The organism is Pseudomonas tructae, from assembly GCF_004214895.1.
In the GTDB taxonomy this organism is placed as follows: domain Bacteria; phylum Pseudomonadota; class Gammaproteobacteria; order Pseudomonadales; family Pseudomonadaceae; genus Aquipseudomonas; species Aquipseudomonas tructae.
The window spans coordinates 3482850-3507209 of record NZ_CP035952.1 but is presented as its reverse complement, the minus strand read 5'-3'; the positions used below and the strand labels follow the sequence as shown (position 1 = coordinate 3507209).

The window sequence follows — 24360 nt, the reverse complement described above, 5'->3', positions numbered from 1 at the left end:
AAGGAGAAGATGCCATGAGTACGTTTGCCAACGTTGCCAACTTCAACGGCCAGGTCCCGCGTATTGACCCTGAAAATGCCGCAATGCTGCTGATCGATCATCAGAGCGGCCTGTTCCAGACGGTCAAGGACATGCCCATGACTGAACTGCGGGCCAACGCCATCACCCTGGCCAAGGTCGCAAGCCTGGCGAAGATCCCGGTGATCACCACCGCTTCCGTGCCCCAAGGCCCCAACGGCCCGCTGATTCCGGAAATTCATGAAGCTGCGCCCCATGCCCGCTACGTGGCCCGCAAAGGTGAAATCAACGCCTGGGACAATCCCGAGTTCGTCGAGGCGGTCAAGGCCACCGGCAAGAAGCAGCTGATCATTGCCGGCACCATCACCAGTGTGTGCATGGCCTTCCCGAGCATCAGCGCCGTTGCCGAAGGCTATCAGGTGTTTGCCGTCATCGACGCCAGCGGTACCTATTCGAAGATGGCCCAGGAAATCACCCTGGCCCGGGTGATGCAAGCTGGCGTGGTGCCGATGGACACCGCTGCGGTGTGTTCGGAAGTACAGCGCAGCTGGAACCGTGCCGACGCGCAACAGTGGGCCGAAGCCTACAGCGCGGTGTTCCCGCACTATCAGTTGCTGATCGAGAGTTATCTCAAGGCGCAGCAAGTGGCCAACGAGCACGAACAACTCGATTCCCAACGCTGATCCCTCATGGCCGGTGCCTCTGGTACCGGCTTACCACTGCAAGGAGTTAGACCATGAGCAAGCCATACGTGCGCCTGGACAAAAACAATGCTGCAGTCCTGCTGGTAGACCACCAGACCGGTCTGCTGTCGCTGGTACGGGACATCGAGCCGGACAAGTTCAAGAATAACGTGCTGGCCGTCGGCGATCTGGCCAAGTACTTCAAGCTGCCGACCATCCTCACCACCAGCTTTGAAACCGGCCCCAACGGCCCGCTGGTGCCCGAGCTCAAAGCGCAATTTCCCGAGGCGCCGTACATCGCCCGCCCTGGGCAGATCAACGCCTGGGACAACGAAGACTTCGTCAAGGCGGTCAAGGCTACCGGCAAGAAGCAGTTGATCATTGCCGGTGTGGTAACCGAAGTGTGCGTGGCCTTTCCGGCGCTGTCGGCCCTGGAAGAGGGCTTCGAGGTGTTCGTGGTCACCGATGCCTCCGGCACTTTCAATGCCCTGACCCGTGACTCGGCCTGGGATCGCATGTCCCAAGCCGGTGCGCAACTGATGACCTGGTTTGGTCTTGCCTGTGAGTTGCACCGCGACTGGCGCAACGACATCGAAGGCCTGGGCACGCTGTTCTCCAACCACATTCCCGACTACCGCAACCTGATTACCAGCTACAACACCCTGACCAACGGCAAGTAACGCCGTTCATTGATCGGTCGGCCGGGCACTGTTGCCCGGCCGACCTCGTTTTTCAACGCCGTTGCCCCGGCACTGGCGCGCCGATGCCCGGATGGGTAATCATCGTTCAATGAAACCTGCCTCTTCCTTACGTGGCCACCGGCGCGGTGTGCGTCCTGGCCCCAGCATCAGTTGCTGGCTGAGTTACCAGCCGCCGTTGCACTGGCCGTCGCTGCTGGCGTTTTTCGCTGCCCGGGCGATCAACGGGGTCGAGCGCGTTAGCGCAGGGGTGTACGAGCGCAGTTTTGTGGTTGGCCAGCGCCATGGGGTGATCCAGGTCCGCAAGGCCCGTGGGCATCGCTTGCAGGTGACGGTGACGGGGCTCAGCCCCGCGGCCTTGCCGGGGCTACTCGCCCGGGTGCGCCGGGTGTTCGACCTGGAGGCAGATCCCCGGCTGATCGAGGCCCAGCTGGGTGTTGATGCATTGATGGCAGGCCTGATCGCGCAACGCCCCGGGCTTCGTGTGCCACGGGGTTGGGATGCCTTCGAGCAGGCCATGCGCACCGTGCTCGGCCAGCAGATCAGCGTTGCCGGTGCCATTACCCTGGCCGGACGCATGGTCGCCGGCTACGGCATGCCGCTGGCCACGGCGTTGCAGCATGACTCGGGTTTGACTCACCTGTTCCCGGTGGCGCAGGCCATTGCCGAGGTCGACCTCAGTGGTTTGGGCATGCCGCGCTCACGCGCGGCGACGCTTTCGACCCTGGCCCGGGCGCTGCTCGACGACCCGCAGCTATTGCGCGCCGAGCGCGATTTGCAGGGCTGGGTCGAGCGTCTGTGCCGTTTGCGCGGGATCGGCCCGTGGAGTGCCCAGTACCTGGCGTTGCGCCAGATGGGCGCGGCCGATGCCTTGCCCCTGGGGGATGTGGCGCTGATCAAGGCCCTGCGCCTGCTCGAAGGCATCGATGCGCAACTGGCCCACCGCTCCCAGGCCTGGAGCCCGTGGCGTGCCTACGCTGCGCAACACCTGTGGAGCTCATTGAGCTGATCAACCGGACTGGCGCCACTGCACATCGGTGATGCCATAGCGCTCGGCCAGGGGCTTGCTGACTTTCTTGACCTTCTCCCGGCCGTAGCGGCCTATTCGACCGATACCGGCGTCGCAACTCGCCCAGTGCCAGGCTTCGGCGTTGTCCATCATCTCGGCGCGGATGATGAAGGACTTGTGATCGCCGTGCAGGTGGTAGTCGATGACGAACAGTTTCGCGTTATTCATGGCTGTGGAAGATCCTTACAGAGCAGTGACCAAGAAATTCCCTTCAATGCCTCTAGTGAGTGCTGCGCCGACGGAAAAATTCCATCCGATTGCGCCCGTCAGTGCGCGCCGCTGATGGTCAGGTGCCGAGCATCCTTGGCAAACACCACCTGCTCGAGCCGGTGAGCGATGCCGCAGGCCAGCGAGTCGTAGGCGGGGATGACCTTTTCCTCGGTGGTCAGGCAATGAAAAATGTCCAGCTTGCGTTCGGCCTGGGCGGTTTCCAGTTCGAAGATGCGCACGTAGCGCTCCAGGTCATTGTTCAGGCTCGACAGGTATTCGCGCAGGCGCGAATGGTCCACCGCGCTCTGGCTGAAGTGCCAGGTCATGGGGTGGATGAGAAAGCGCGAGTGGGGTGCTGCGACCCGCTCGCCGGCCGCCAGGTACATGATGATGCCCATCGATTCGATATTGCCGGCGTTGACCGCGCACAGCGGCACCGGCAACGACTTGAGAAAGCTGTAGAGCGAGAAGCCGAAGTTGGTGCTGCCACCGGTGGTGGAGAGAAACAGCAGCAACGAGCTGGCACCCTCATCGACGGCCTGCAGACACCGGTCACGAAAGCGCTCGGTGGTGTCCTGATCGATCTGGCAATGAAAGTGGATGACGTGTTGGCTCATGGCAGTGCCTGGGGACCGACGCACAGGATGTGCGCCGGTCTTTGCTCCGTTAGCTACGGCCGCCACCACTGGGTTTGCGGGCCTGGTCTTTGTCCATGTCAGGCTTGCGGGTCTGGCCACCTGCGCTACCACCGGAGGCCTGGCCACCTTTTTTCCCGGCATCTGACGCTTTTTGCTTGTCGTTAGCGAAATTCCCGGGATTGGAAGTGTCTTTGTTAGCCATGATTCTCTTCCTCTTGTGAATGTTCGCAAGGCGTTTGCCTTACACAACTTGGGAGGCAGGGGCGTCGGGCAAAGTTTGAAATTTTTCGCCGGGGCGGGACGAACGGCAAAGCTGCGCCGTTTATCCGAGACAGCGCCGTACGGGTTGAACTTGCCAGGCTCGCCGTGTCTCTTCCATAGACCACCGCCGCACTGCATGGGAGGATCGCAGCATGTCACTGATGGGCGTTTCCACACTGGAGTTGTGCCACTTGATCGAACAGGCCTTCCTGCCCGATCGCTGTGTGGTGTCCTGCACCGATAGCGAGCACCTGACCATTCAGTTGGGCCAGGGCGATAGCCTGAGCGATTGCATGACGGTCACTGGTGTCCAGGTGCACAGCCTGACCACCTGTCACGAACTGGCCGCACTGGTTGCCCAGATGCGCGAAGAACAGCGCCTGGGGCGTAGCCAGATTCCGTTCCAGCCCCAGGCGCCGATTTGAGCCATCCAGGCTGACACACTTAACCAAGGCTGGCCGGGCGCAGGTACTCAGGGCTGAGCACGTTGAACCAGAACAGGATCATCGACACCAGGATGGTCACCAGCACCAGCAATCCCACTGCCCAGACACTGGTCGAATACAGCAGACCATCTTCCTTGCGCAGGCGCAGGAAGGTCGGCAGGCCGACATACAGCAGAAAGGTCGCGTATGCCGATGCTGCGCCCAACACGATCAGCGCCAACCAGCGTCCGGGGTACAGCCCGGCGACACCGGCGACGAAATAGGGCGTGGCGGTATAGGCGGCAAAACCGATGCACTGGTTGAGGCTGGGGCGCGCATCGAAGGTGCGCGACATCCAGCGGATGAAACCGCCCATGATCATCACCCCGAACACACTGGTAGCATACAGCAGCACGCCCAGCTCGGCGGCGCTGGCCACGCTCAGGCGTACCCGCTCGGTACCGGCCAGGCTCCAGCCGATACTGGTGGTGCCGATGAACAGGCACAGTGCCGGAATCAGCGCCATCAGCAGCAGGTGCGGCAGGTAGTGGCGCGGGTGCAGTTCCTCTTCCTGGCGAATTTCCATCCAGGCGTCGTCGGGGTGGGTGAAGAGTTGAACCAGATGGGTACTCATGGTGACCTCCGGGTAAGCAGGGTAGGAAACACCTCTCCCTGTTCTATGGAGGTCGGCCGGGTGCAGAGGGTTCATTTTTTGCACCAAGGCTGACAACACCGCTCTTACAGGCCATGGGTGGGAGCGGGCTTGACCCGCGATGCGCCGCGCTCGATCTCAAGGGCGCCACCAGCCTTGCGGCCTACACCTGGCAGGTTTCTCTTCGTGCACTCACCGGCCTCATCGCGAGACCTTTATTGCAACTCCAGCTGCAACTGCAAACCACCGTCATCACAACGCCGGTGGTACTGAACGATCCCGCGATAGGTTCGGCCCTCCCAGACAAACGCGACACTGTGCGAGCGTTCGAGCTTGGCTGGCACTGGGGCTTGAATCTGCAGGCGCAGGCCGGGCAGGCCATTGATGCTCAGGGGTGCCAGTTGCACTTCGCACTCGGCGCTGTGGGCCACCGGGCCGAATAGCGTGTCCTGGACAAAATCGATCTGCAAGCAGGTCGGGCAGGCCGGGCTGAGCTTTCTCATGGCACAGGCCTCCTACGGTTACTGGGGCGCGCGTGTGTGAGTGGATTGACAGTCAGCTAATACTTTTAAGAAAGGCCGCAGACGTCAGAGTTCAGCGCTATTGCGCAGGACAACCGCCGGTCGGGCCCGCGCGCGGTTCAGGCAAACCTTGGGCGCCAATGTCCTTCCAATGAGAATAAGTGCCGCCCTGGCGCTGGTTCGGGAGCTTCGTCATGGTCAGAGCCCTCTGGAAAGGTGCAATCAGCTTCGGTCTGGTTCACATCCCGGTGTCGCTGAGTACCGCGATCAGCAACGATCGGGTCGACTTCGACTGGCTCGATGAGCGCAGCCTGGAGCCGGTGGGCTATAAGCGGGTAAACAAGGTCACTGGCAAGGAAATCGCCCGCGAGCATATCGTCAAGGGCGTGCAGTACCAGAAAGGCCAGTACGTGGTGATCAGCGAAGAGGAGATCCGCAAGGCCCGTCCCGAGGCGACCCAGACCATCGATATCTTCTCGTTTGTCGACAGCGACGAAATTCCCCTGCAGCAGTTCGATACCCCGTATTACTTGAGCCCCGAGCGGCGTGGCGGCAAGGTCTACGCCTTGTTGCGCAAAACCCTGGAAAGCACCGGCAAGGTAGCCCTGGCCAAGGTGGTGCTGCACACCCAACAGCACCTGGCGCTGCTGCGCCCTCTGGAGGACGCCATGGTCATGATTACCCTGCGCTGGCCCGAGGAAGTGCGCAGCCTCGATAGCCTCGGGCTGGAAGCCAGCGTGCGCGACCCGAGCATCGACAAGCGCGAGCTGCAGATGGCCAAGCGCCTGGTCGAGGACATGAGTGGGCACTGGACGCCCGCGGAGTATCGCAACGACTTCAAGGACACCATCATGAGCCTGGTCGAAGAAAAGGCCAGCCAGGGCAAGATCACCACGGTTGCGGCGCTGGAGGGCGAAGGCGAGCAGAAAAGCGCCGATATCATCGACCTCACCGAATTGCTCAAGCGCAGCCTGGGTGGGCGCCAAGCGGCGTCGAAGAAAGCAGCGCCAGCGGCGAAAAAAACCGCAGGCACCGGCAAACCGCGCAAAAAAGCCTGATCAGGCAGTAACAGGCGTTTCATGCAGATGGCGCCAGCGCAGGGCGCCATTGTCACGCTCGAACACTGCCGTCGAGCGTCGCACCGAGCGATTGCCTGCGCCATCGGCCTGCCATTCGCGATAACTGACCACGCTCAGGCTCGGCCCTTCGGCGATCAGCTGTAATTCGTCAATGGTGATTTCCAGTCCGGCACGCTTACCGTGCGCCTGCTCGAACAGACGCCGCAGCCCTTGGTAATCGAAGACCTGGCCGGGCAGGTTGATCATTGTGAACTGCGCGCTGAAGCGTGCCATCAATGCCTCGAACTGATCCGCCGGGGCAGTGCCGGACAGCCATTGCTCGATGGCCACATGGGCGCTGAGAACTTCCTTGAAAGCGGGATGGGTCGGGTTCATGGGCAGGGCTCAAATAGTTGCAGTGGTAAGCCCCAGGGCACGAGCCCCGGGCAGTTTCAACACCATCGGCAGCGGCAGCAGGGTCAGCAGCGCGGCGAGGATGAAAGTGTGTGCGAAGGCCTGGACGTCAGGCAGCAGATGATTGAGCACGGCGCCGAGCACGGCGACGCCGAGGCAGAAGCTCAATTGCCGATTGAGGTTCCACACGGCGCTGGCCTGACCCATCTGCTGCGGCGCGATGGCCAGGAAGGCCAGGCTTTGTGCGCTGCTGCTGCACAGGCTGCTGCCCAGGCCGAGCAGGGCGAAGATCACGGTGAGCCAGGCGTGGTGTGCGGCGACCCAGGGTGAGGCCAGGCACAGCAGTGCGCCGCACTGAATCAGCATACCGGCGCTGAGCAGACGCTTGGGTCCGGTCCGGTTGAAGCGCCAGCGCACGAAGGCGATCGCGCCCAACGCGCCCAGTGCCCAGGGCAACATCAGGGCACCGGTGGCCGTGGCGCTCAGCTCGAGGCGTTGTTGCAGGTACAAGGCCGCCACAAGGTTGGCGCCGATGAACACCCCCGGCACGCACAGGTAGATCAGCATTGCCGTGCGCAGCAGCGGTTGGCCGAGCAGACGCAGGTCGAGTATCGGTTGTGGCGCCGGCAAGGGCTGGTTTGCCGGCAGCCAGGCCAGCACCAGCGCGCCGGTCATCAAGGTCAGTGGCAGCATGGCAAAGAAGATCCAGCGCCACGCGTGTTGGTCGACCACCAGGCCACCCAGTACCGGCGACAGGGCCGGGACCAATAGGGCGACCATCATCACCAGCGAGGTCAGGTGGTGACGTTGCTCAGGTGCATACAAGCGATAAGCCATGGCCTGGCCCACCGGGATCAGCAGGCCGCCACCCACACCTTGCAGCAGGCGCCAGGCCAGCAGACTTTCGATCGAGCCGGCGCCACCGGCCAGGGCCGAACCCAGGGCGAACAGCGCCAACGACAGCAGTAGCGAGCCGCGCTCGCCCAGGCGGGTGGCCAGCCAGGTGCCCAGTGGGATCGCAAGCGTCAGGCCGAGCATGTACAGGTTGCTGACCCAGCTCAGTTGCGCCACCGAGGCGTGCAGCTCCTGGCCCAGCACCGGGTAGGCGGCGTTGAGGGCGAACATGTTGAGCAGGTCTAGGGTAAAACCCAGCAGGTAGACCAGGGTGACTTTCGAGCGATAGGGCATGACAACGCCGACGGGCTGGAGGAGGGTGCAGTCTAGAAGGTTGTCGATGCTTGAATAAGATGCGAAAAGTCGGCAGATTGTTCGAATTATTTTGACAATGGCGAAGGCGAATCATGGTCAGTCTCGACCGCTTCGAACTGTTCTGCGCCGTGGTCCAGGCCGGTTCCTTCACTGGCGCCGCCGAGCGCCTGCAGCAAACCCGTGCGGCGGTGAGCTTCAGCATCAAGCAGCTGGAAGCGGAGCTGGGCGTGACCCTGCTGACCCGTACCACGCGCAGCATTGCTTTGACCGACGCCGGCGAGCGCTTCTACCAGCGCTGCCTGCAGGTGGTTGAAGACGCGCGCCTGGCCATCGACGAGGCGCGCGCCGAGCATGGCGGGCTGCAGGGCAGCCTGCGTATTACCTCCACGGTTGAGTACGGGCTCAAAGTCCTCGCCCCGGCATTGCAGGCCTTTTGCCGGTTGCATCCTGCGCTGAGCGTGCGCCTGGAGACCCATACGGCCCAGGTCGACCTGGTGCGTGAGCGATTCGATGTGGCCATTCGCCTGGGCCAGGCGCAGGACTCCCAGTACCGTGGGGTGTGCCTGGCGACCTACACCGTGCGCCTGGTGCTGGCGCCCAGTCTACTGGCCATGCATGGTCCGCAACTGATCGACTCACCCGGGGACCTGGCAAACGTGGCGCAACTGGTACACAGCCGCTTCGAGCAGAACAATCGCTGGACGCTGGTCGACAGCCAGGCACGTAACCGCCTGTATGCGCCTCAGGGCACGGCGTTGCTGGTCGCCGACAATGCGTCGATCCTGCGTGCCTTTGCCGTGCAGGGTGCAGGCGTGGCGCTGTTGCCGGACTGGCTGGTGGCCGATGACCTGGCCAGTGGTCAGTTGCTCGATGCGCTGCCCGGCTACCGTTTCGCGCCGCAGAGCGTCTATGCCCTGTATCCGTCCAGCCGCCACGTGCCGCGCAAGGTTCGCGCCTGGATCGACTTCATCAAGGCCTGGTTGCTTATGCCGGGGGCGGATCGTCCAGGTTGTTGAGAAAGTCACCGAAGCCGCCGCGCACGCGGCAGTCCCGGCGGCTACTGGTCGACACGCTGTTGCGCGCGGTCCAGACAATATGCGCGCCGCTTTGCTGCAGGTCGTAGACCAGTTGAACATCCTCGTGCAACGGCAGTGCCTGGAAGCCACCGACCTTTGCATAGGCGCGGGCGCAGATGCCAAGGTTGGCGCCATGAACATGCCGGTGCCCTTCGCGGGCCTGGTAGTGGGCCAGGTAGCGTTCACGCAACGTCGCGTCCTGATGGGCCTGCCAAGACTCGACATGTACGGTGCCGCACACCGCATCGGCAGCGCAGGCCAGTTGGCACAACAGCCAGTCGGTCGGCACGCAGCTGTCGGCATCGGTAAAGGCCAGCCAGCGCGCGCCACGTTCGAGCATCAATGCCGCACCGGCTCGGCGAGCGTGACCGACGTTGTGTGCTTGCACCTTGACTACTTCCACGCCATAGGCGCGGGCAATGGCCTCACTGCCATCGTGGCAGGCGTCCAGTACCACCACCGTCTGCACCTCTTCGCCCAGTGTCGACAACGTCTTCGCGGCGCGGCCGAGGGCGCGCAGGCAGCAACCGAGCAGTTGTTCTTCATTATGCGCAGGGACAATCACGGCAATCATAGGCAAGGCTCGTCGAGGTCGATGCCTGAAGGCTGCACGCACCAGTATTCAAGGAGAAAATCGGCCTCTTCATGACGCAGGTTGCGGTACAGCGGCATGCGCTCGGCCAGCAAGGCATGGACCTGATGACCGGTTTGCGGGCAGCCGTCGATTGGATGCAGCCAGTGGCACAGCAGTAGGGCGCCGTCGGGCGTCAGGCTTGCGGCGGCGCGCTCCAGTACTTCTAGCCACTGACCGGGATCCAGGTAGTAACCGATCTCACTGAGCACGATCAACTCGAATTCGCCGGCTGGCCAGTCGCCGGGCAGGCAGCCTTGCTCGACCCGCGCGTTGTGCCAGGGCCGCAGGCGTTCACGGGCCAGTTGTACGGCAGTGGCGTTGAGGTCCTGGCACAGCAGGCTCTCGCAGCGCTCGGCGAGGGCTGCGCTGAGCTCGCCATTGGCACAGGCCGGCTCGAACACCCGGTTGTAGTACTGGCGTGGCAGGCTGGCCAGCAGCAAGTCGCGCTTGCGCTTTTCGTACCAGCGGGTGCGAAACGCCCAAGGGTCGTCGTTGTGCTCGAACAGTTGCTCGAAGTGACTCGCCGATACGCTCATGTGAACACCAGTTCGAAAGGTTGCAGCAGGCGCGCCAGCGTCTCGCGGTCAAGCACTGGCGGGGTCTGATCGTCGGCCTGCAACTGGCTGACATGGGCGGTGACGGCTTGCTGTTTGAGGGCCAGCACCGCACGGTCGAGGAACAGTTTGTGGGCGCGTTGCCAGGGTAGCCGCGGGTCGCTCGGCCGGGCCCAGTGCCAGGCCCAGATCGGCACCTCGATCAGCCGGGCACCGACGGTTTCGCAGGCGCGCGCGCAGGCACGACCCACCGCCTCGTGGTCGCAGTGGCCGTCCAGGCGCCAGGTGGTCAGTACCCGGTCGCTGGCGCGCAGCAGTTGCACCAGGCGTTCTGCCAGCCAGCGCTCGTGGTTGGCCACGGCGCTGTCGGCCAGGCCCAGGCGCAGCCAGGCCAGCTGAGTCAGGTCCAGCCCAAGGCGGCGCAAGGCATCGGCGCTTTCGCGCGGGCGTTGCTGGCGCAGGCGTTCGCTGCTCCAGCGGCATGAATCAGGATGGCTGGCCTCACCGTCGCTGACCGAGATCAGCAACAGGTCCTGTTCGCGGCCGCGCATGCCAGCGAGCACGCCAGCGCAGCCGAGCACCTCGTCATCCGGGTGCGGGGCGACCACCACCAGGCGGCTGCCGAGCGGCACCAATTGAGCATGGGTAATGGCCGGCACCGCCTGCAGGGCCGCCGACGCTTGCCAGTGCGAAAGCGGCGTACCCGGCGCCTGGATCGGGTTCTGCGCAAGCTGCAGGGTCATAGCCGCCAGCCTCCTTCGGGGGTTGCACTCAATTGCCGGCCAAGCTCGGCCAGATCGCGCTCGGCATGGCTCTGGCGCAGGAATACCGGCAGGTCGGCGCTGAGCCGGGCGAAATGGCTGTCGCGGCAGAACGGTGTTGCACCCAGGGCCCGGCCGACATGATCGAGCACGCCAAGCGCGGCCCCTTCGACCTGCGCGCGCAGGCGCCGGACGACGAGTTCGGCATCGCTGCCCGGGTGGCCGTCGATCCACTCGGCGGCTTCGCGCAACGCTGCGCGGGCGCCGGCCAGGGCCGCGTCCACCGCACCCAAGTGCGCCTGGGCGTGCGGTTCTTCACGGTGGCGACAGTGGTCCAGGAGAACGTCGCCCAGGGTTTGCGCCGCACCATACCAGCAGGCGGCGATGCCCCCACCGCCATGCCAGAAACCCGGGCGGCTGAGGTACTGGCCGCTGCTGCCGACCCGTTGCGCCGGGCAGTGGTTGAACTCGACATCGACGCTGGCGGTAACGGCCATGCCGATGGCTTGCCAGCCCTCGTTGAAGATGCGCAAGGCTGGCTGATCCAGGGCCACTGCCACCAATTGCGGGCGCTCCTGTTCATCCCAGGCGGTGAGCAGCGCCCGGTCGATCTGCAGGGCACCGGAGCACCAGGCTTTGCGGCCTTGCAGGTGCACGTCGTTGCCGTTGCGCCGGACGATGCGCACGCGTGCGTTCGGCGGCTCGGCGGCCCATACGCCCCAGCTGCCGGCCGGGGCCAGATGGCTGGCGCCGCACTCATGAAGGATCGCCAGGGCATCGGTATGGCCTTCGAACAGCTTGGCCAGGGCCAGATCAATCCCGGCGACCTCGGCCAGCACCTGCCAGCGCTGCAGGGTGCGGCCATGGCCGGGCAGGGGCAACTGGTCAAAGCCGCTTTCGCGGCATTGCTCCAGGCAGCGTTGCAACTGACGGTCGAGATTCAACGCCTGTGGACGGCGAGCGAATGCCTGCAACAGCTCCCGGGGCGTCATGATTGAACACCCATGCGCCGGCGCAGCTCCTTGCTGATCGACTGGCGCACCAGGCCATAGCCGGCCCACGGATCATCGCCTTCGGCCAGGCGCGGGCCCAGGTTGAGCAGGTTCCATTGGTTCGCGCCCTTGAGTTCGGTCAGTTCCTCGCGGCGAATCGGCACCGATACCGGCAGCCCTTCGCGGGCGCGGATTGAATAGGCGCAAACGGTGGTCGCGCCTTTGCCGTTGCGCAGGTAGTCGATGAAGATCCGACCGACCCGGTTCTTCGGCCCGGATACCGCCGACAAGCGCTCGGGGAACAACCCGGCCAGGTGCTGGACCATGGCCTTGGCAAAGCCCTTGACCTCGTCCCAACCGGCACGCCGGCTTAGCGGTACGACGATGTGCATGCCCTTGCCGCCGCTGGTCTTGAGAAATGACTGCAGGCCCAGTTCGTCGAGCAGCGCCAGGGTCAACTGGGTGGCTTCGAGCATGGCCTTCCAGGGAAGCGCAGGGTCCGGGTCAAGGTCGAGGATCAGCCTGTCGGGCTTGTCGAAGTCCTTGGCGGTGGCGTTCCAGGTGTGCAGTTCGAGGGTGTTCATCTGCACGGCGCCCAGCAGGGTTTCGGCCTGGTCGATGATCATCAGCACCTGGCCGGCCTCGGCCTTGTCGTGGTGTTCAAGGCCGGGGATGTTCAATTGCGCAGCGTTTTTCTGGAAGAACAGTTCGCCAGCCAGGCCGTCGGGGGCACGTACCAGGGCCACGGGGCGGCGTTTAAGATGCGGCAGGATCCACCGGGCGACCTGGGCGTAGTACTCGGCGACCTGGCCCTTGCTGATACCGCTGCTGGCATCGACGATGCGTTGCGGGTGGGTCAGGTGCAGGGTAGAGGTTTTACCTGTCGGGGATTTCACGGGCTGCTCCAGGCCGATGGCCTTGGCCGGTTTATCGTCGCGCAGGCCGTGGAACACTGAATGGCGGACGACGCCGTCACGGGTCATCTGCGCATAGGCGATTTCGGCCAGCAGTCGTGGCTTGAGCCAGTGCACTCCTTTGGCTTCGACGCCGGTTGGCGGGTTTTTGAACCGCGGCTTACTGATTTCCAAAGGCGCCAGGCGGTGGTGAATATGCGCCAGTGTGGTGCGGGTGAAACCGCTACCCACCTTGCCGGCATAGCGCAGCTCACCGCGCTCATCATGCAGGGCCAATAGCAGCGCGCCGAAGGACTTGCGTGAGCCCTTGGGTTCGGTAAAACCAACGATGACGAACTCCTGGCGCTGCTTGCACTTGAGCTTGATCCAGTCGCCGCTGCGCCGGCTGATGTAGCGGCTGCCCAGGCGCTTGCCGATCAGGCCTTCCATCGCCAGCTTGCAAGCGCTGTCGAGCAGCGACTCGACGGGCTGGTCAAAATCGGCAGAGAAGCGCAGGCGTTTTGCATCGGCTTTCTCCAGCAGTGCCGCCAGGGCACTGCGGCGCTGTTCCAGTGGGCACTGGCGCAGGTCCTTGCCGTTGAGGTAGGGCAGGTCGAACAGGTAGTAGATGATCTGCTCGTCGCGTTGCTGGTCGAAGGCATTTTGCAGGGCCTGGAAGTCCGCCACGCCGTGCTCGTTGGCTACCACCATCTCGCCATCTAGCCAGGCCGAGTGCAGGCCGAGCTTGGCCAAGGCCCGGGCCTGGCTGGGCAGTTTGGCAGTCCAGTCATGGCCATTGCGGGTGAACAGGCGGACATCTTCACCTTCAATGCGGGTGAGGATGCGGTAACCGTCGAATTTCACTTCGTAGCGCCAGTCGCCCTCGGGCGGTGTCTCTACCAGGGTGGCCAGTTGCGGCTTGAGCACGTCGGGCAGGGCAGCCTTGCTGGCGCGGGATCTATTCGTCGGCCGGGGTGTACGGGTGACCAGGGTACGGTCGCTGAGCACACTGTGCGGCTGGGCCTGGAGGATATCGTAGCTGGCCTCTGGGCGCGCCTGGGCGTCGGCGGACTTGATCAGCAGCCACTGCTCCTGCTTGCCCGCCAGGTGGGTGCGAAACAGGTTCCAGATTCCCGAAAGTTTCTCGCCTTGCAAACGAAAGCGCAGCTTGCCCTTGGCATAGGCTTTGTGCGGATCGTCTTCGGGAATCCACACGCCACGGTCCCAGACGATCACATCCCCGGCGCCATAATGACCTTCGGGAATATGGCCCTCGAAGTTGGCGTAGTCCAGGGGATGGTCTTCGACGTGCACAGCCAGGCGCCTGATCTTTGGATCCAGCGATGGGCCCTTGGGGATCGCCCAGCTTTTCAGGGTGCCGTCCAGCTCCAGGCGAAAGTCGTAGTGCAGGTGGCTGGCGTCGTGCTTCTGGATGCAGTACTGCAGCGCGTGTGGCTCATTGCGGGTCAAGCCCGCGCCCACCGGCTCAGGGGTGGCATCGAAATTGCGCTTGCGCGCGTACTCTTGCAACGGCTTGGCCATGGCGGTGTCCTGCGGCTTTTCGGCGGCTCCTATGGAGTGGGAGCGGGCCGCAGGGGAGGGAGTTCAATTGGCTTTTGGAACCTAGCCTTGTTTCTTGATAATCGCCTCACTGATGTTCGCCGGCGCCTCGGCGTACTTGGTGAACTCCATGGTGTAGCTGGCCCGACCCTGGGTCATCGAGCGCATCTGGGTGGAGTAGCCGAACATCTCGCCCAGTGGCACTTCGGCGCGCACTACCTTGCCTGCCGGGGTCTCATCGCCGTCCTGAATCATTCCGCGGCGGCGACTCAGGTCACCCATGATATCGCCCTGGTATTCCTCTGGCGTCACCACCTCGACTTTCATCACCGGCTCCAGCAACACCGCACCGCCTTTTTGCGCCAGTTGCTTGGTGGCCATGGACGCCGCGACCTTGAAGGCCATTTCATTGGAGTCGACATCATGGTACGAGCCATCGAACACGGTGGCCTTGAGGCCAATCAGCGGATAACCGGCCAGCACCCCGTTCTTCATCTGCTCCTCGATGCCTTTCTGGATCGCCGGGATGTACTCGCGGGGCACCACGCCGCCGACCACTTCGTTGACAAATTCCAACCCTTCTTTGCCTTCTTCGCCGGGGGCGAAGCGGATCCAGCAGTGGCCGTACTGGCCTCGGCCACCGGACTGGCGGACGAACTTGCCTTCGATTTCGCAGGTGTTGCGGATCTTCTCGCGGTAGGCCACCTGAGGCTTGCCGATGTTGGCCTCGACGCCGAACTCGCGGCGCATGCGATCGACGATGATGTCCAGGTGCAACTCGCCCATGCCAGAGATAATGGTTTGTGCGGTTTCTTCATCGGTACGGACCCGGAACGAAGGGTCTTCCTGAGCCAACTTGCTCAGGGCGATGCCCATTTTCTCCTGGTCGGCCTTGGTTTTCGGCTCCACCGCCACCGAGATCACCGGGTCGGGGAAGTCCATGCGTTCCAGGATGATCGGCTTGTCGATGTCGCACAGGGTGTCGCCGGTGGTGACGTCTTTCATGCCGATCAGCGCGGCGATGTCGCCGGCGCACACGTCCTTGATCTCGGCGCGCTGGTTGGCGTGCATCTGCACCATGCGGCCAATGCGCTCCTTCTTGCCCTTGACCGAATTGAGTACGGCGTTGCCAGAGCTGAGCACGCCGGAGTAGACCCGGGCAAACGTCAGGGTGCCGACGAAGGGGTCGGTGGCGATCTTGAAGGCCAGCGCCGAGAACGGTTCGTTATCGTCGGCGTGGCGTTCCAGGTGCTTGTCTTCGTGGTCCGGGTCGGTGCCATGGATCGCCGGGATTTCCGACGGCGCCGGCAGGTAGTCGATGACCGCGTCGAGCATCAGTGGCACGCCCTTGTTCTTGAAGGACGAGCCGCAGATTGCCGGTACGATCTCATTGGCCAGGGTGCGTTGGCGCAGGCCGGCCTTGATCTGCTCGTTGCTCAGTTCCTGGCCGTTGAGGTACAGCTCCATGAACTCGTCATTGGCCTCGGCGGCGGCTTCGACCAGGTGTGCACGCCACTCGTCGGCAAGCTCGCGCAGGTCGGCGGGAATCTCTTCTTCGCGGTAGCTGGTGCCCTGATCGTCTTCGTTCCAGTAAATGGCCTTCATCTTCACCAGGTCGATCTGCCCGGCGAAGTGTTCCTCGGCGCCGATCGACAACTGGATCGGTACCGGGTGGTGGCCCAGGCGCTTGTCGATCTGCTTGACCACCTTCAGAAAATCAGCGCCCTGGCGGTCCATCTTGTTGACATAGGCCAGGCGCGGCACGTGGTATTTGTTGGCCTGGCGCCAGACCGTTTCCGATTGTGGCTCGACGCCGTCGGCGCCACTGAACACTACCACCGCGCCGTCGAGCACCCGCAGCGAACGCTCCACCTCGATGGTGAAGTCGACGTGGCCGGGGGTGTCGATGATGTTGAAACGGTACTTGTCCGGAAACTGTTTGGTCGAGCCCTGCCAGAACGCCGTGGTCGCCGCCGAGGTGATGGTGATGCCGCGTTCCTGCTCCTGGGCCATCCAGTCCATGGTCGCGGCGCCGTCGTGCACCTCGCCCATCTTGTGATTGACCCCGGTGTAAAACAGGATGCGTTCGGTGGTGGTGGTCTTGCCGGCGTCAACATGGGCGACGATGCCGATGTTGCGGTACAGCTCGATGGGGGTGGTGCGCGCCATGAGGGGTCACCTGTGTGATGCGGATGAAGAGGGTATTCCCAAGGTAGCAGAAGTGCGGCGGCTTGCACGGCGCGCCATGGCTGAAACAGGTTCATCCATGGCTTGAGCAACCATCGGTTGTAAAGCACCTGGGGCTGACGCTTAATCGTTCTATCCGCTTGCCCATGGAGTCACCCAATGCCGCTGGAAAAATCCGTCAATGCCTGGTGCCAGAGCCATCCGCTGATCGCCGACCTGGTAGCGTTGCGCCCCACCTGCTGGTTCAACCCGGCCCTGGCAGCGAGCGCCGAGGCCCTGGGTGATGTGCCATTGAACGCTGAAGATATCCGCCAGGCCAGCGCCAGGCTCGAGCGCTTCGCTGCGTTCATTGCTTCGGCGTTCCCCCAGACTGTGGCCAGTGCAGGCATCATCGAATCGCCATTGTTGCCGTTGCCCGCCCTGCAGGCCGTGCTCAGTGCCGAACAGCAACTGCCGGCAAGCGGAGCGCTGTGGCTCAAGGCCGACAACCTGCTGCCGATCTCCGGTTCGATCAAGGCCCGCGGCGGGATCTATGAAGTGCTCAAACTCGCTGAAGACCTGGCCCTGGCCGGCGGCTTGCTGCAGCCGGGTGATAGCTATGCCAAGCTCGACAGCAATCAAGCCCGGGCGTTCTTCGGCCAGTACAGCGTGGCGGTTGGCTCTACCGGCAACCTTGGCCTGTCGATCGGCCTCATCAGTGCGCGCCTGGGCTTCAAGGCAACGGTGCACATGTCCGCCGATGCCCGCCAGTGGAAGAAGGATCGTCTGCGCGCCTGCGGTGTCGAGGTGCGCGAGTACAGCGCCGACTACAGTGTGGCGGTGGAGCAGGGGCGCCGGGAAGCCGAGGCCGACCCGCGTTGTCATTTCGTCGATGATGAAAATTCGCTGAACCTGTTCCTCGGTTACGCCGTGGCGGCCGAACGCCTACAACGTCAGTTGGCCGAGCAGGGCATAGTGGTCGACGCCGAGCATCCGCTGTTCGTCTATCTGCCTTGTGGGGTTGGCGGTGGCCCGGGCGGCGTGGCCTTTGGCCTCAAGCACATCTTTGGCGATGCGGTGCACTGCGTGTTCGCCGAGCCGACCCATTCGCCGTGCATGTTCCTGGGGGTGTACACAGGCCTGCACGACGCGGTGTCGGTGTATGACTTCGGCATCGACAACCAGACCGCCGCCGACGGCCTGGCGGTGGGCCGGCCTTCGGGTTTTGTCGGCCGCTCGCTGCAGCGCCTGATCGACGGTTATTACACCGTCAGTGACCAAACCCTGTACCGCCAGCTGGCGCAAATGCAGGCCTGTGAAGGCCTGGAGCTGGAGCCATCGGCGCTGGCCGGGCTAGCGGGCATGTTCAATGTGCTGCAAGAGCAGCAAGGCTACCGTCAGCGCCTGGGTTTGAGCGATGAGCGCATGGCGCGCGCCACCCACCTGGTCTGGGGCACCGGCGGCAGCATGGTGCCGCGCGACGAGATGGACCGCTACCTGGCCCAGGGTCGTGCCGAACTGGTCGGGCGTTGAGCATGCTCAACCTGCCTGATCGCCTCGGCACCCGCTTGAGCGGCGCGCAGTTCGCCAACCTGCACACCTTCCTTGCGGTCGCCCGGCATCTGAGTTTCAGCCTGGCCGCGCAGGAGCTGTGCCTGAGCGCCAGCGCCGTTAGTCACCGTATCGCTCGCCTGGAACAGGCCGTGGCGCTACGTCTGTTCGAGCGCCTGACCCGGCGCATTCGCCTGACCGCCGAAGGCGAGCGGCTCTATCGGCTAGTACAAGGTTTCGAAGCGCAATTGCAAGAAGCCCTGCAGCCTTCGAGCGAAGCAGCCAGCGGCGCCCTGAGCCTGTATGTACGGCCTTCGCTGGCCCAGCACTGGCTGGTGCCACGCCTGGCAGGTTTCCAGCAGCGTTACCCGCAGGTCAGCCTGGACATTCGCACTGGCAACGACCCGGTGGATTTTCGCACCCGCCCGGTGGACCTGGCCTTGCTGTATGGTCATGGTGAGTTTGCGGGGCTGTGCAGCCAGCTGCTGATGGACGAAAGAATCGCCCCGGTGTGCAGCCCGCAGTATGCCGAACGCCATGGTCTGAGCGGCCACCCCGAGCGCCTGGTGGGGTGCACCTTGCTGCACGATGCCCTGGCCTGGGAGCAGGCCGCTTTCGATGCCGAATGGCAACGCTGGGCCGGCGAGCAGGCGGTGCAACCGCAGCTGCCCACAAGCCACCTGACCTTCGACCGCTCCGATCTGTGCAGTGCCGCCGCCAGCCACCATGCTGGCGTGGCCATGGGGCGCCAGCGTCTGGTGCAACCGCTGCTTGACCAGGGCGCACTGATCCTGCCCCTGGGGGGCTTCAGCCAGACGGCGGGGCAGGGCTACTACCTGGTGCATCCGCCGCGCGAGCCAATGCCGTTGCGTGTGCAGGTGATGATCGACTGGTTGCGCGAGTGCGCGGTCAGCTGAACGGTGGGGCAACTGTCTTGATAAAAATCTATAAAACTTGCGCGATCTCTGTGGGAGCGGGCTTGCCCCGCGATGGGATGTGGCTCAAAGAATGCTATCGCGGGGCAAGTCGGGGCGCCGCATCGCCGCTCCCACTCAACTCCTGCAATCAATCCCCAGCCTGAACCTGCAACATCCATTGGCCGTCAACCTCTCGCACCAGCCCGCTGGCCAGGAACAACGGCAACACGCGTGCGTGCAGCTGTGGCTCGACGAAGCCCTTGACCGCCGTCAGGTCCAGCGCGCCCAGGGCGGGCAGATCGGCCTTGGTGTAAGACAACCAGGCTTTTTTCAGCGCATTGAGCACATCGCTGCCCGCGGTACTGGCAAAGCGGCGGTTGAGCGTGCGGCCGTCGATAACGAAGGTGTGCTGGTGCTCGTAACCGCTCTCGTCACCACCACTGGCGTGGCAACGGCTGCAGGTGCACGGGCCGTCGCCGAAAGCGTTCACCAGGTAGCTGTTGAAATCCACCACGGGCTTGAGCCCCAGGCGCTTGTCGACCTCGAACATGTCCGAGGTCAGGTTCTGTTCAGCACTCAATGTCATTCCTCTGACAGGTTTTTACCGGGGGGCACAATACCAGCCGGGGCGGGTTGAGGGTACCTTCGTGCGTCGCCTCGTCGATGGGCACGGGCTTTTTCCGAGCCGCTCCATTACCCTATGCGCCCCCGAGCGTCAGCTGACGCCGTTTTTCCTGTCGTTGGAGTTCGACCATGTACAACTACACTGCCACCGTGACCGTCAGCGACGACCAGCATGATGATGTTGAAGCCGTGGAAAACATCGCTATTCGGGTGGGCCTTGAAGCCGTTACCGAGACGCTGAAGAAGGTGCACTTTGTCGGCACCCTGGCCGCCCCGGACAATGCGACGCACATTTGCGTGACCCTGGAAAACGGCCTGACCTACTACGGCCCGATCGTCAACGGCCACGCTGAGCTGGAAGGCGGCTGGATCGCCTTCGAGAGCGACATGCTCACCCCCCAAGAGCTGGGCCTGTAAATCAATTGGGCTGCAGCAGCGCAGCCCAGAGCACCCCGGCCAGGTACAAGGCCACGCCAAACACCCCATGGGCCAGCAGGCTGCGCGCACGCGCGGTGTTTGGTTTGGGGGTTTTCGAGGCGAAGAAGCCGGCACCCATGCCGGGCTGCATGATCAGGTAGGGCGCCGCTACGGTCGCAAGGCCAAGCACGAATGCCGGCACAAAGGTCGGCTGGCGTGCCCAGGCCACCCCGCAGACCGCCAGCAACAACCCCGCGAACATCACCCCGATAAGATAGTGCGCACTCCAGCCGATCAGCCGTTCACCGGCCAGGGCTGGGGCCTTGGCGATGCTGTGGTGAACCCACTGGCCGCGTGGCATGTACCCGATCCAGCGGCCCACCAATGCCCAGTTGGCGCCCGCCATGCCCAGCACCCGTTGCTGGAACAGCGACCAGAGATCGGCCAGGGCTGTGGCCGTCAAGCCGATCAAGAGCGCAAGAACGATTGTTTCGAGCATGCTGCACCTCGCTTAATAACATTCAATAGATTGATTGAATGATTAGCCAATGTTACCTTGCTGTCAATGACCGACATGAAAACCCAGCAGCACCAGCACATCGCCGATCTGGCGCGGACCCTTGGCCACGCCCATCGCCTTAATCTGCTCGAACAGATTGCCGGCGGCGAGCTGGCCGTCGAGCACCTGGCCCAGCAGTGCCAACTGTCGGTGGCCAATGCCTCCCAACATCTGCAGCACTTGCGCCGCGCCGGTTTTGTCCAGACCCGCCGCGATGGCAAACGTGTGCTCTACCGGCTCAGCGCCGGGCCGATCCCCGAAGTGCTGGCCGCGCTGGGACAACTGGCGGCGTTCAACCGCGCGGCGATTCGTGAACTGATGAGCGACAGCCTGAGCGCGCCCGAGCAGTTGGAAGCGATCAGCCGGGAAGAATTGCTCGAGCGCCTGCAGGATCACAGCGTGACCCTGCTCGACGTGCGCCCGGCCGAGGAGTTCGCCCAGGGGCATTTGCCGGGGGCGATCAACATTCCGTTCGCTGAACTGCAGCAGCGCCTGGGTGAGCTGCCCGCGCAGCAGGAGGTGGTCGCCTATTGTCGTGGGCCCTGGTGTGTGTTTTCCCGTGATGCGGTAGCGGCGCTCAAAGCGGGCGGTTTCAGGGCGCGGCACTATCTTCAGGGTATTGAGCAGTGGCCCGGTGTCTGGGACAAAGGTCTGTAGCGCCGGGCAGCAAGGCGTTACTATCGAGGATGCTTTCCACCCATAACAGACAATCAGGAAGTCTATGAGCACCCACGCCTTATCCCTGCAGGAACTGGCCGCCCCCGAGGGCGTCTGCTATGGCTGCGGCTGTTCCCACCCCAGCGGCCTGCACCTGCAAAGCCACTGGGACAGCGACGGTATCCACCTGCTGTGCCGTCACTCACCCGACAGCACCTTCCTGGGCTGGCCGGGGCTGGTCTATGGCGGCTTGCTCGCCATGCTGGTCGACTGCCATTCCAACTGGACCGCCATGGCTTACCACTACCGCGCCGAAGGTCGCGAGCCCGGCAGCCTGCCACGCATCGACTGCGTTACCGGCCAGCTCAACCTGACCTACCTCAAACCCACGCCCATGGGCATCGAGCTGCTGCTCAAGGCCCGGGTCGAGGGTGAGGTCGGGCGCAAGAGCCGGGTCGTCTGCGAGGTCTGGGCCGGTGACGTGCTGACGGTGACCGCTGACTCGGTGTTTGTCCGAGTCGACACCGAAAAGCTCAAGCACAAGGCCCACGGTACCGCCTAAAACGGCACGGCAATGGTCAGCTGGCTGTAGAGGTTGGTGCCGTTGCCGCCCACCTGGTTACCGCCGTTGTCGCTGCTCTTGCGCGGTTGGTACAGGCCCAGCAGCGGGCTGATGATCAGGTGCTCGCTCAGCGCCCATTCGGCGTACAGGTCCAGCTCGCGGCCATCGAGGTTCAGTGTGTCGCGCGCGTGCAGGGTCTTGTAGTTGAACAGCAGCACGCCCAGTGTCAGTGCTTCCACCGGCGTGGCCTTTAGGCCAACGAAGTGCACATCGTTGTTGCTGTTGAACGGGCCTGAATAGTTGCCGGTGACCTCACCCTGGAACCAGGTGCCATAGCCACGGTTCATGCCGTTGAACATCGAGTCCCAGCCTTGGGAGTAACGGCTGTAGCGGTAGGTCAGGTCCGGGCGCCAGGGCAGCTCGGCGAAGGTGTAGCCCGCCTCGACATACCAGGCTTTTTCCGGCGCTGCGTCCTTGTGCTGCCAAGCGTGCTCGAAGGCGAAATGCGCGTGCTCGACCCCGGCGTCACCGGCGCCACGCAGGCTGTAGATATCCATGCCTTCGCGCTGTTTCTGCAACTCGTTGGCGTAACGCTCATCGACATTCAGGCCACGAATGTAGGCCAGCTCCAGGGTGCCGGGCGCGGCGCTGTAGGCCAGGGTGCTGGCGGCCAGCTCGCTGTTGGCCTGGGCGCGGTTGTCCGACTTGAGCCACAGCAGGCTGCCGTGCAGGCCCTCTTTGCCGCCCAGGCGCAGCGCTGCGGTCTTGTCGAAGGCATGGCGGGCGGCCAGGTAGTAGGCGCCACCGCGGTTGAGTTCGCCATCGGCCGGGCCCTTGCCGAAGTTCAGGCCATCGTCGTTGATGATGAAACCATCGCCAAGGGTGATGACCTGGCGGCCGAACGACAGGTCCAGGCCATCCTCGCCCAGCGCCGGTATCAGTTTGGCCGAGCGCCAGCCGGCGAAGGCTTCGTCGAACTGTGTGGTGCGTTCGCTGCCATCGCTGATGCCGGCAGCATCGCCGTCGCCCCAGGTCGCCGAACTGACCAGGTTGGCGGTGCCGTAGACCGTACCCAGTTCGCTCAGGCGCTGATCGGCGCTCAGGCCATACTTGATGAAGCCTTCGCGCCAGGTCGAGCCCCCGTCGGTGCCGTCGTAGTTCTTGCGACTGTTGAACAGGCCATACACGGCGAGGAAGTTGGCATTCAGATGCGTGTCGTCGTCAGCGTACAGCTCGAAGGCCTGAACCGGTGGCAGGGCCAGCAGCAGGCACAGGCCAGTGGCCTTGAGTGAAGGGGCAGGGCGGGTGGTCATGGCAGGGGTTCCTAAACGGCGGCGTGGGTGGCCGTCATTTAGGGTGGCAAGGCCCCGGCAGGTCTTTGCTTTGCCTGCCAGGGTGGTTGATCCTGCTCGCCAGCAGCGTTAGCGCAGGGTGCCGGCCATCTGCCCGAACACGTCCAGTACGGCGCTGGCCAGGTCCTTGCTGCGTTGGCCGTTCCAGCCGGTCGCGGGGTTGGGGGCGTCGTCGTGGTCCTTGAACGGCATCTCCAGGGTCAGCGACAGGCAGTCGTAACTATTGCCGACGCTGTTGCAGGCCAGGGTCATGTTGGCTGTACCCGGGGCTGAAAGCGGGTAGCCATGGACTTGCTGGAAATCCTTGGTGCGTTCGCACAGGCTGTCGCGGAAGGTCTTTTCCAGCCCGGCGATACGCGGGGTGTAGCCGGGGTTGCCCTCGCAGCCGGCAGTGAACACGTGGGGGATTTCTTCATCGCCATGCACGTCGAGGAACAGGTCGACGCCATACAGCTTCATCTGCTGCTGGGCGAAGAGCACTTCCGGGCTCTTGTCGATGCTTGCATCCTGCCAGGCGCGGTTGAGGTCCTGGCCCGCGAAGTTGGTGCGCAGATGGCCGTGGAGGGCGCCGTCAGGGTTCATGTTGGCGATCAGGTACAGGTCGGCTTGCTTGAGCAATGCCTGGATAGCCGGGTCATTGCCTTGCAGGCGGTCGATCACCCCCTCCATGAACCACTCGGCCATGTGCTCGCCCGGGTGCTGCTGGGCGATGATCCACAGCTTGCGCTTGCCTGCCTCACCGTTGCCGACCCGCAGCAGCGGGATGTCACGGCCTTCGACGCTGCGGCCGGTGGCCAGCAGTTCGACGCCCGGCAGGGTCTTGGCACGTTCGATCAACTGGTTGTGGCGTGCGCGCGGGTAGGGCTCGAAGTAGGCGAACCAGGCCTGGGGCTGTTCGGCCTTGAGGGTGAAGGTCAGGGCCTTGCCATCGTAGGTGCTGGGCACCCGGAACCACTCTTGCTGGTCATAGGAGGCGACGGCCTGGTAACCGCTCCAGGCCTCGTGGTAAGACGATTGACCGGCGTTTTCCAGGATAAAGCCATGGATCTGGCCTGGAGACAGCCCATCGGCCTTGAAGTGGAACCACTGAAAATGCGGGCTTCGGGTGTCGGGGCGAATGGCCAGGCGCACGTGCGCAGGGTCACTGGCATCCTTGACGAGGATGTTGCCGGAATCGAAATCGCAGTCGATGTGCAGGGGGGACAGCGTCACGGTCATCACCAGGCTCC

Annotated in this window: 28 protein-coding genes; 11 read left to right on the top strand and 17 right to left on the bottom strand. The window is 63.7% G+C overall.

Translation table 11 applies throughout. The features are described from left to right. Positions 1–14 precede the first annotated feature (14 nt). The 3 genes from EXN22_RS15710 to EXN22_RS15700 all read left to right on the top strand — a co-directional run bounded on the left by EXN22_RS15710 (position 15) and on the right by EXN22_RS15700 (position 2408). Positions 15–701, top strand: a complete 687-nt coding sequence (locus EXN22_RS15710) for a hydrolase (RefSeq protein ID WP_130264932.1) — start codon at positions 15–17, stop codon at positions 699–701. 53 nt (positions 702–754) lie between these two features. Further along, positions 755–1381: an isochorismate family cysteine hydrolase YcaC gene (gene ycaC / locus EXN22_RS15705; RefSeq protein ID WP_130264931.1), complete on the top strand. Its 627-nt coding sequence runs from the start codon at positions 755–757 to the stop codon at positions 1379–1381. Between the two features lie 109 nt (positions 1382–1490). Further along, positions 1491–2408 carry an AlkA N-terminal domain-containing protein gene (locus tag EXN22_RS15700; RefSeq protein WP_130264930.1) on the top strand — a complete coding sequence of 306 codons (918 nt, stop codon included), beginning with the start codon at positions 1491–1493 and terminating at the stop codon, positions 2406–2408. Here EXN22_RS15700 and EXN22_RS15695 read toward each other — a convergent pair whose 3' ends face one another. The 3 genes from EXN22_RS15695 to EXN22_RS15685 all read right to left on the bottom strand — a co-directional run bounded on the left by EXN22_RS15695 (position 2409) and on the right by EXN22_RS15685 (position 3518). After that, positions 2409–2636 (bottom strand): DUF6555 family protein, encoded by a 228-nt coding sequence (locus EXN22_RS15695; protein WP_130264929.1) that lies wholly within the window; start codon positions 2634–2636, stop codon positions 2409–2411. Between the two features lie 98 nt (positions 2637–2734). Further along, positions 2735–3295, bottom strand: a complete 561-nt coding sequence (locus EXN22_RS15690; protein WP_130264928.1) for an ATP-dependent Clp protease proteolytic subunit — start codon at positions 3293–3295, stop codon at positions 2735–2737. Positions 3296–3344: 49 nt separating this feature from the next. Next, the gene (locus EXN22_RS15685; protein WP_130264927.1) at positions 3345–3518 is read right to left on the bottom strand and encodes a KGG domain-containing protein; all 174 of its coding nucleotides are present in this window, start codon (positions 3516–3518) and stop codon (positions 3345–3347) included. A gap of 211 nt (positions 3519–3729) precedes the next feature. On the opposite strand from EXN22_RS15685, the gene EXN22_RS15680 reads away from it, so the two are divergent. Then, positions 3730–4002 carry a DUF1652 domain-containing protein gene (locus tag EXN22_RS15680; protein WP_130264926.1) on the top strand — a complete coding sequence of 91 codons (273 nt, stop codon included), beginning with the start codon at positions 3730–3732 and terminating at the stop codon, positions 4000–4002. A 19-nt stretch (positions 4003–4021) separates the two neighbouring features. Here the strand turns inward: EXN22_RS15680 and EXN22_RS15675 are convergent, their stop codons facing one another. Further along, on the bottom strand, positions 4022–4636 hold the full coding sequence (locus EXN22_RS15675; protein WP_130264925.1) for a Yip1 family protein: 615 nt from the start codon (positions 4634–4636) through the stop codon (positions 4022–4024). Between the two features lie 233 nt (positions 4637–4869). Next, a complete protein-coding gene (locus EXN22_RS15670; protein WP_130264924.1) occupies positions 4870–5157 on the bottom strand; it encodes a hypothetical protein in 288 nt (95 codons plus the stop codon). Between the two features lie 212 nt (positions 5158–5369). Here EXN22_RS15670 and ku point away from each other — a divergent pair, with 212 nt between their 5' ends. Beyond that, positions 5370–6233 carry a non-homologous end joining protein Ku gene (ku, locus tag EXN22_RS15665; RefSeq protein ID WP_130264923.1) on the top strand — a complete coding sequence of 288 codons (864 nt, stop codon included), beginning with the start codon at positions 5370–5372 and terminating at the stop codon, positions 6231–6233. Here the strand turns inward: ku and EXN22_RS15660 are convergent, their stop codons facing one another. Continuing rightward, positions 6234–6629 (bottom strand): nuclear transport factor 2 family protein, encoded by a 396-nt coding sequence (locus EXN22_RS15660; protein ID WP_130264922.1) that lies wholly within the window; start codon positions 6627–6629, stop codon positions 6234–6236. 9 nt (positions 6630–6638) lie between these two features. After that, a complete protein-coding gene (locus EXN22_RS15655) occupies positions 6639–7835 on the bottom strand; it encodes an MFS transporter (RefSeq protein WP_130264921.1) in 1197 nt (398 codons plus the stop codon). Between the two features lie 113 nt (positions 7836–7948). Between EXN22_RS15655 and EXN22_RS15650 the strand changes: the two genes are divergently transcribed. After that, complete coding sequence (locus EXN22_RS15650) at positions 7949–8872, top strand: LysR family transcriptional regulator (protein WP_130264920.1); 924 nt, start codon at positions 7949–7951, stop codon at positions 8870–8872. On the opposite strand, the gene EXN22_RS15645 is transcribed toward EXN22_RS15650, so the two are convergent. The 6 genes from EXN22_RS15645 to fusA form a co-directional block, all read right to left on the bottom strand. Then, positions 8841–9506 (bottom strand): glycosyltransferase, encoded by a 666-nt coding sequence (locus tag EXN22_RS15645; protein WP_130264919.1) that lies wholly within the window; start codon positions 9504–9506, stop codon positions 8841–8843. The two genes, EXN22_RS15650 and EXN22_RS15645, sit on opposite strands and share 32 nt — an antisense overlap. Then, entirely contained in the window at positions 9503–10102 is a 600-nt protein-coding gene (locus EXN22_RS15640; RefSeq protein ID WP_130264918.1) for a class I SAM-dependent methyltransferase, read from the bottom strand. Before EXN22_RS15640 ends, EXN22_RS15645 begins: the two co-directional genes overlap by 4 nt. Then, entirely contained in the window at positions 10099–10863 is a 765-nt protein-coding gene (locus EXN22_RS15635; protein ID WP_130264917.1) for a PIG-L deacetylase family protein, read from the bottom strand. The genes EXN22_RS15640 and EXN22_RS15635 overlap by 4 nt, the downstream gene beginning before the upstream one ends. Then, on the bottom strand, positions 10860–11873 hold the full coding sequence (locus EXN22_RS15630) for an acyl-CoA dehydrogenase family protein (RefSeq protein ID WP_130264916.1): 1014 nt from the start codon (positions 11871–11873) through the stop codon (positions 10860–10862). Before EXN22_RS15630 ends, EXN22_RS15635 begins: the two co-directional genes overlap by 4 nt. Beyond that, positions 11870–14308, bottom strand: a complete 2439-nt coding sequence (gene ligD / locus EXN22_RS15625; RefSeq protein ID WP_130264915.1) for a DNA ligase D — start codon at positions 14306–14308, stop codon at positions 11870–11872. The genes EXN22_RS15630 and ligD overlap by 4 nt, the downstream gene beginning before the upstream one ends. 81 nt (positions 14309–14389) lie before the next feature. Continuing rightward, positions 14390–16495: an elongation factor G gene (fusA, locus tag EXN22_RS15620; protein ID WP_130264914.1), complete on the bottom strand. Its 2106-nt coding sequence runs from the start codon at positions 16493–16495 to the stop codon at positions 14390–14392. Positions 16496–16672: 177 nt separating this feature from the next. Here fusA and EXN22_RS15615 point away from each other — a divergent pair, with 177 nt between their 5' ends. Beyond that, positions 16673–18025: a D-serine ammonia-lyase gene (locus tag EXN22_RS15615; RefSeq protein WP_130264913.1), complete on the top strand. Its 1353-nt coding sequence runs from the start codon at positions 16673–16675 to the stop codon at positions 18023–18025. 2 nt (positions 18026–18027) lie between these two features. Further along, positions 18028–18960 (top strand): DNA-binding transcriptional regulator DsdC, encoded by a 933-nt coding sequence (dsdC, locus tag EXN22_RS15610; protein ID WP_130264912.1) that lies wholly within the window; start codon positions 18028–18030, stop codon positions 18958–18960. A gap of 148 nt (positions 18961–19108) precedes the next feature. On the opposite strand, the gene EXN22_RS15605 is transcribed toward dsdC, so the two are convergent. Further along, complete coding sequence (locus EXN22_RS15605; RefSeq protein WP_130264911.1) at positions 19109–19546, bottom strand: hypothetical protein; 438 nt, start codon at positions 19544–19546, stop codon at positions 19109–19111. A 167-nt stretch (positions 19547–19713) separates the two neighbouring features. Here EXN22_RS15605 and EXN22_RS15600 point away from each other — a divergent pair, with 167 nt between their 5' ends. Next, on the top strand, positions 19714–20001 hold the full coding sequence (locus EXN22_RS15600; protein ID WP_130264910.1) for a hypothetical protein: 288 nt from the start codon (positions 19714–19716) through the stop codon (positions 19999–20001). Between the two features lies 1 nt (position 20002). On the opposite strand, the gene EXN22_RS15595 is transcribed toward EXN22_RS15600, so the two are convergent. Continuing rightward, the gene (locus EXN22_RS15595) at positions 20003–20500 is read right to left on the bottom strand and encodes a DUF2938 domain-containing protein (RefSeq protein WP_130264909.1); all 498 of its coding nucleotides are present in this window, start codon (positions 20498–20500) and stop codon (positions 20003–20005) included. Between the two features lie 75 nt (positions 20501–20575). Between EXN22_RS15595 and EXN22_RS15590 the strand changes: the two genes are divergently transcribed. After that, a complete protein-coding gene (locus EXN22_RS15590; protein ID WP_130264908.1) occupies positions 20576–21217 on the top strand; it encodes an ArsR/SmtB family transcription factor in 642 nt (213 codons plus the stop codon). A gap of 64 nt (positions 21218–21281) precedes the next feature. Further along, complete coding sequence (locus tag EXN22_RS15585; RefSeq protein WP_130264907.1) at positions 21282–21779, top strand: PaaI family thioesterase; 498 nt, start codon at positions 21282–21284, stop codon at positions 21777–21779. Here the strand turns inward: EXN22_RS15585 and EXN22_RS15580 are convergent. Both EXN22_RS15580 and EXN22_RS15575 read right to left on the bottom strand, forming a co-directional pair. Next, on the bottom strand, positions 21776–23092 hold the full coding sequence (locus tag EXN22_RS15580; protein WP_130264906.1) for an alginate export family protein: 1317 nt from the start codon (positions 23090–23092) through the stop codon (positions 21776–21778). The two genes, EXN22_RS15585 and EXN22_RS15580, sit on opposite strands and share 4 nt — an antisense overlap. A 108-nt stretch (positions 23093–23200) precedes the next feature. Next, the gene (locus tag EXN22_RS15575; protein WP_130264905.1) at positions 23201–24349 is read right to left on the bottom strand and encodes a M14 family metallopeptidase; all 1149 of its coding nucleotides are present in this window, start codon (positions 24347–24349) and stop codon (positions 23201–23203) included. Positions 24350–24360: the final 11 nt, after the last annotated feature.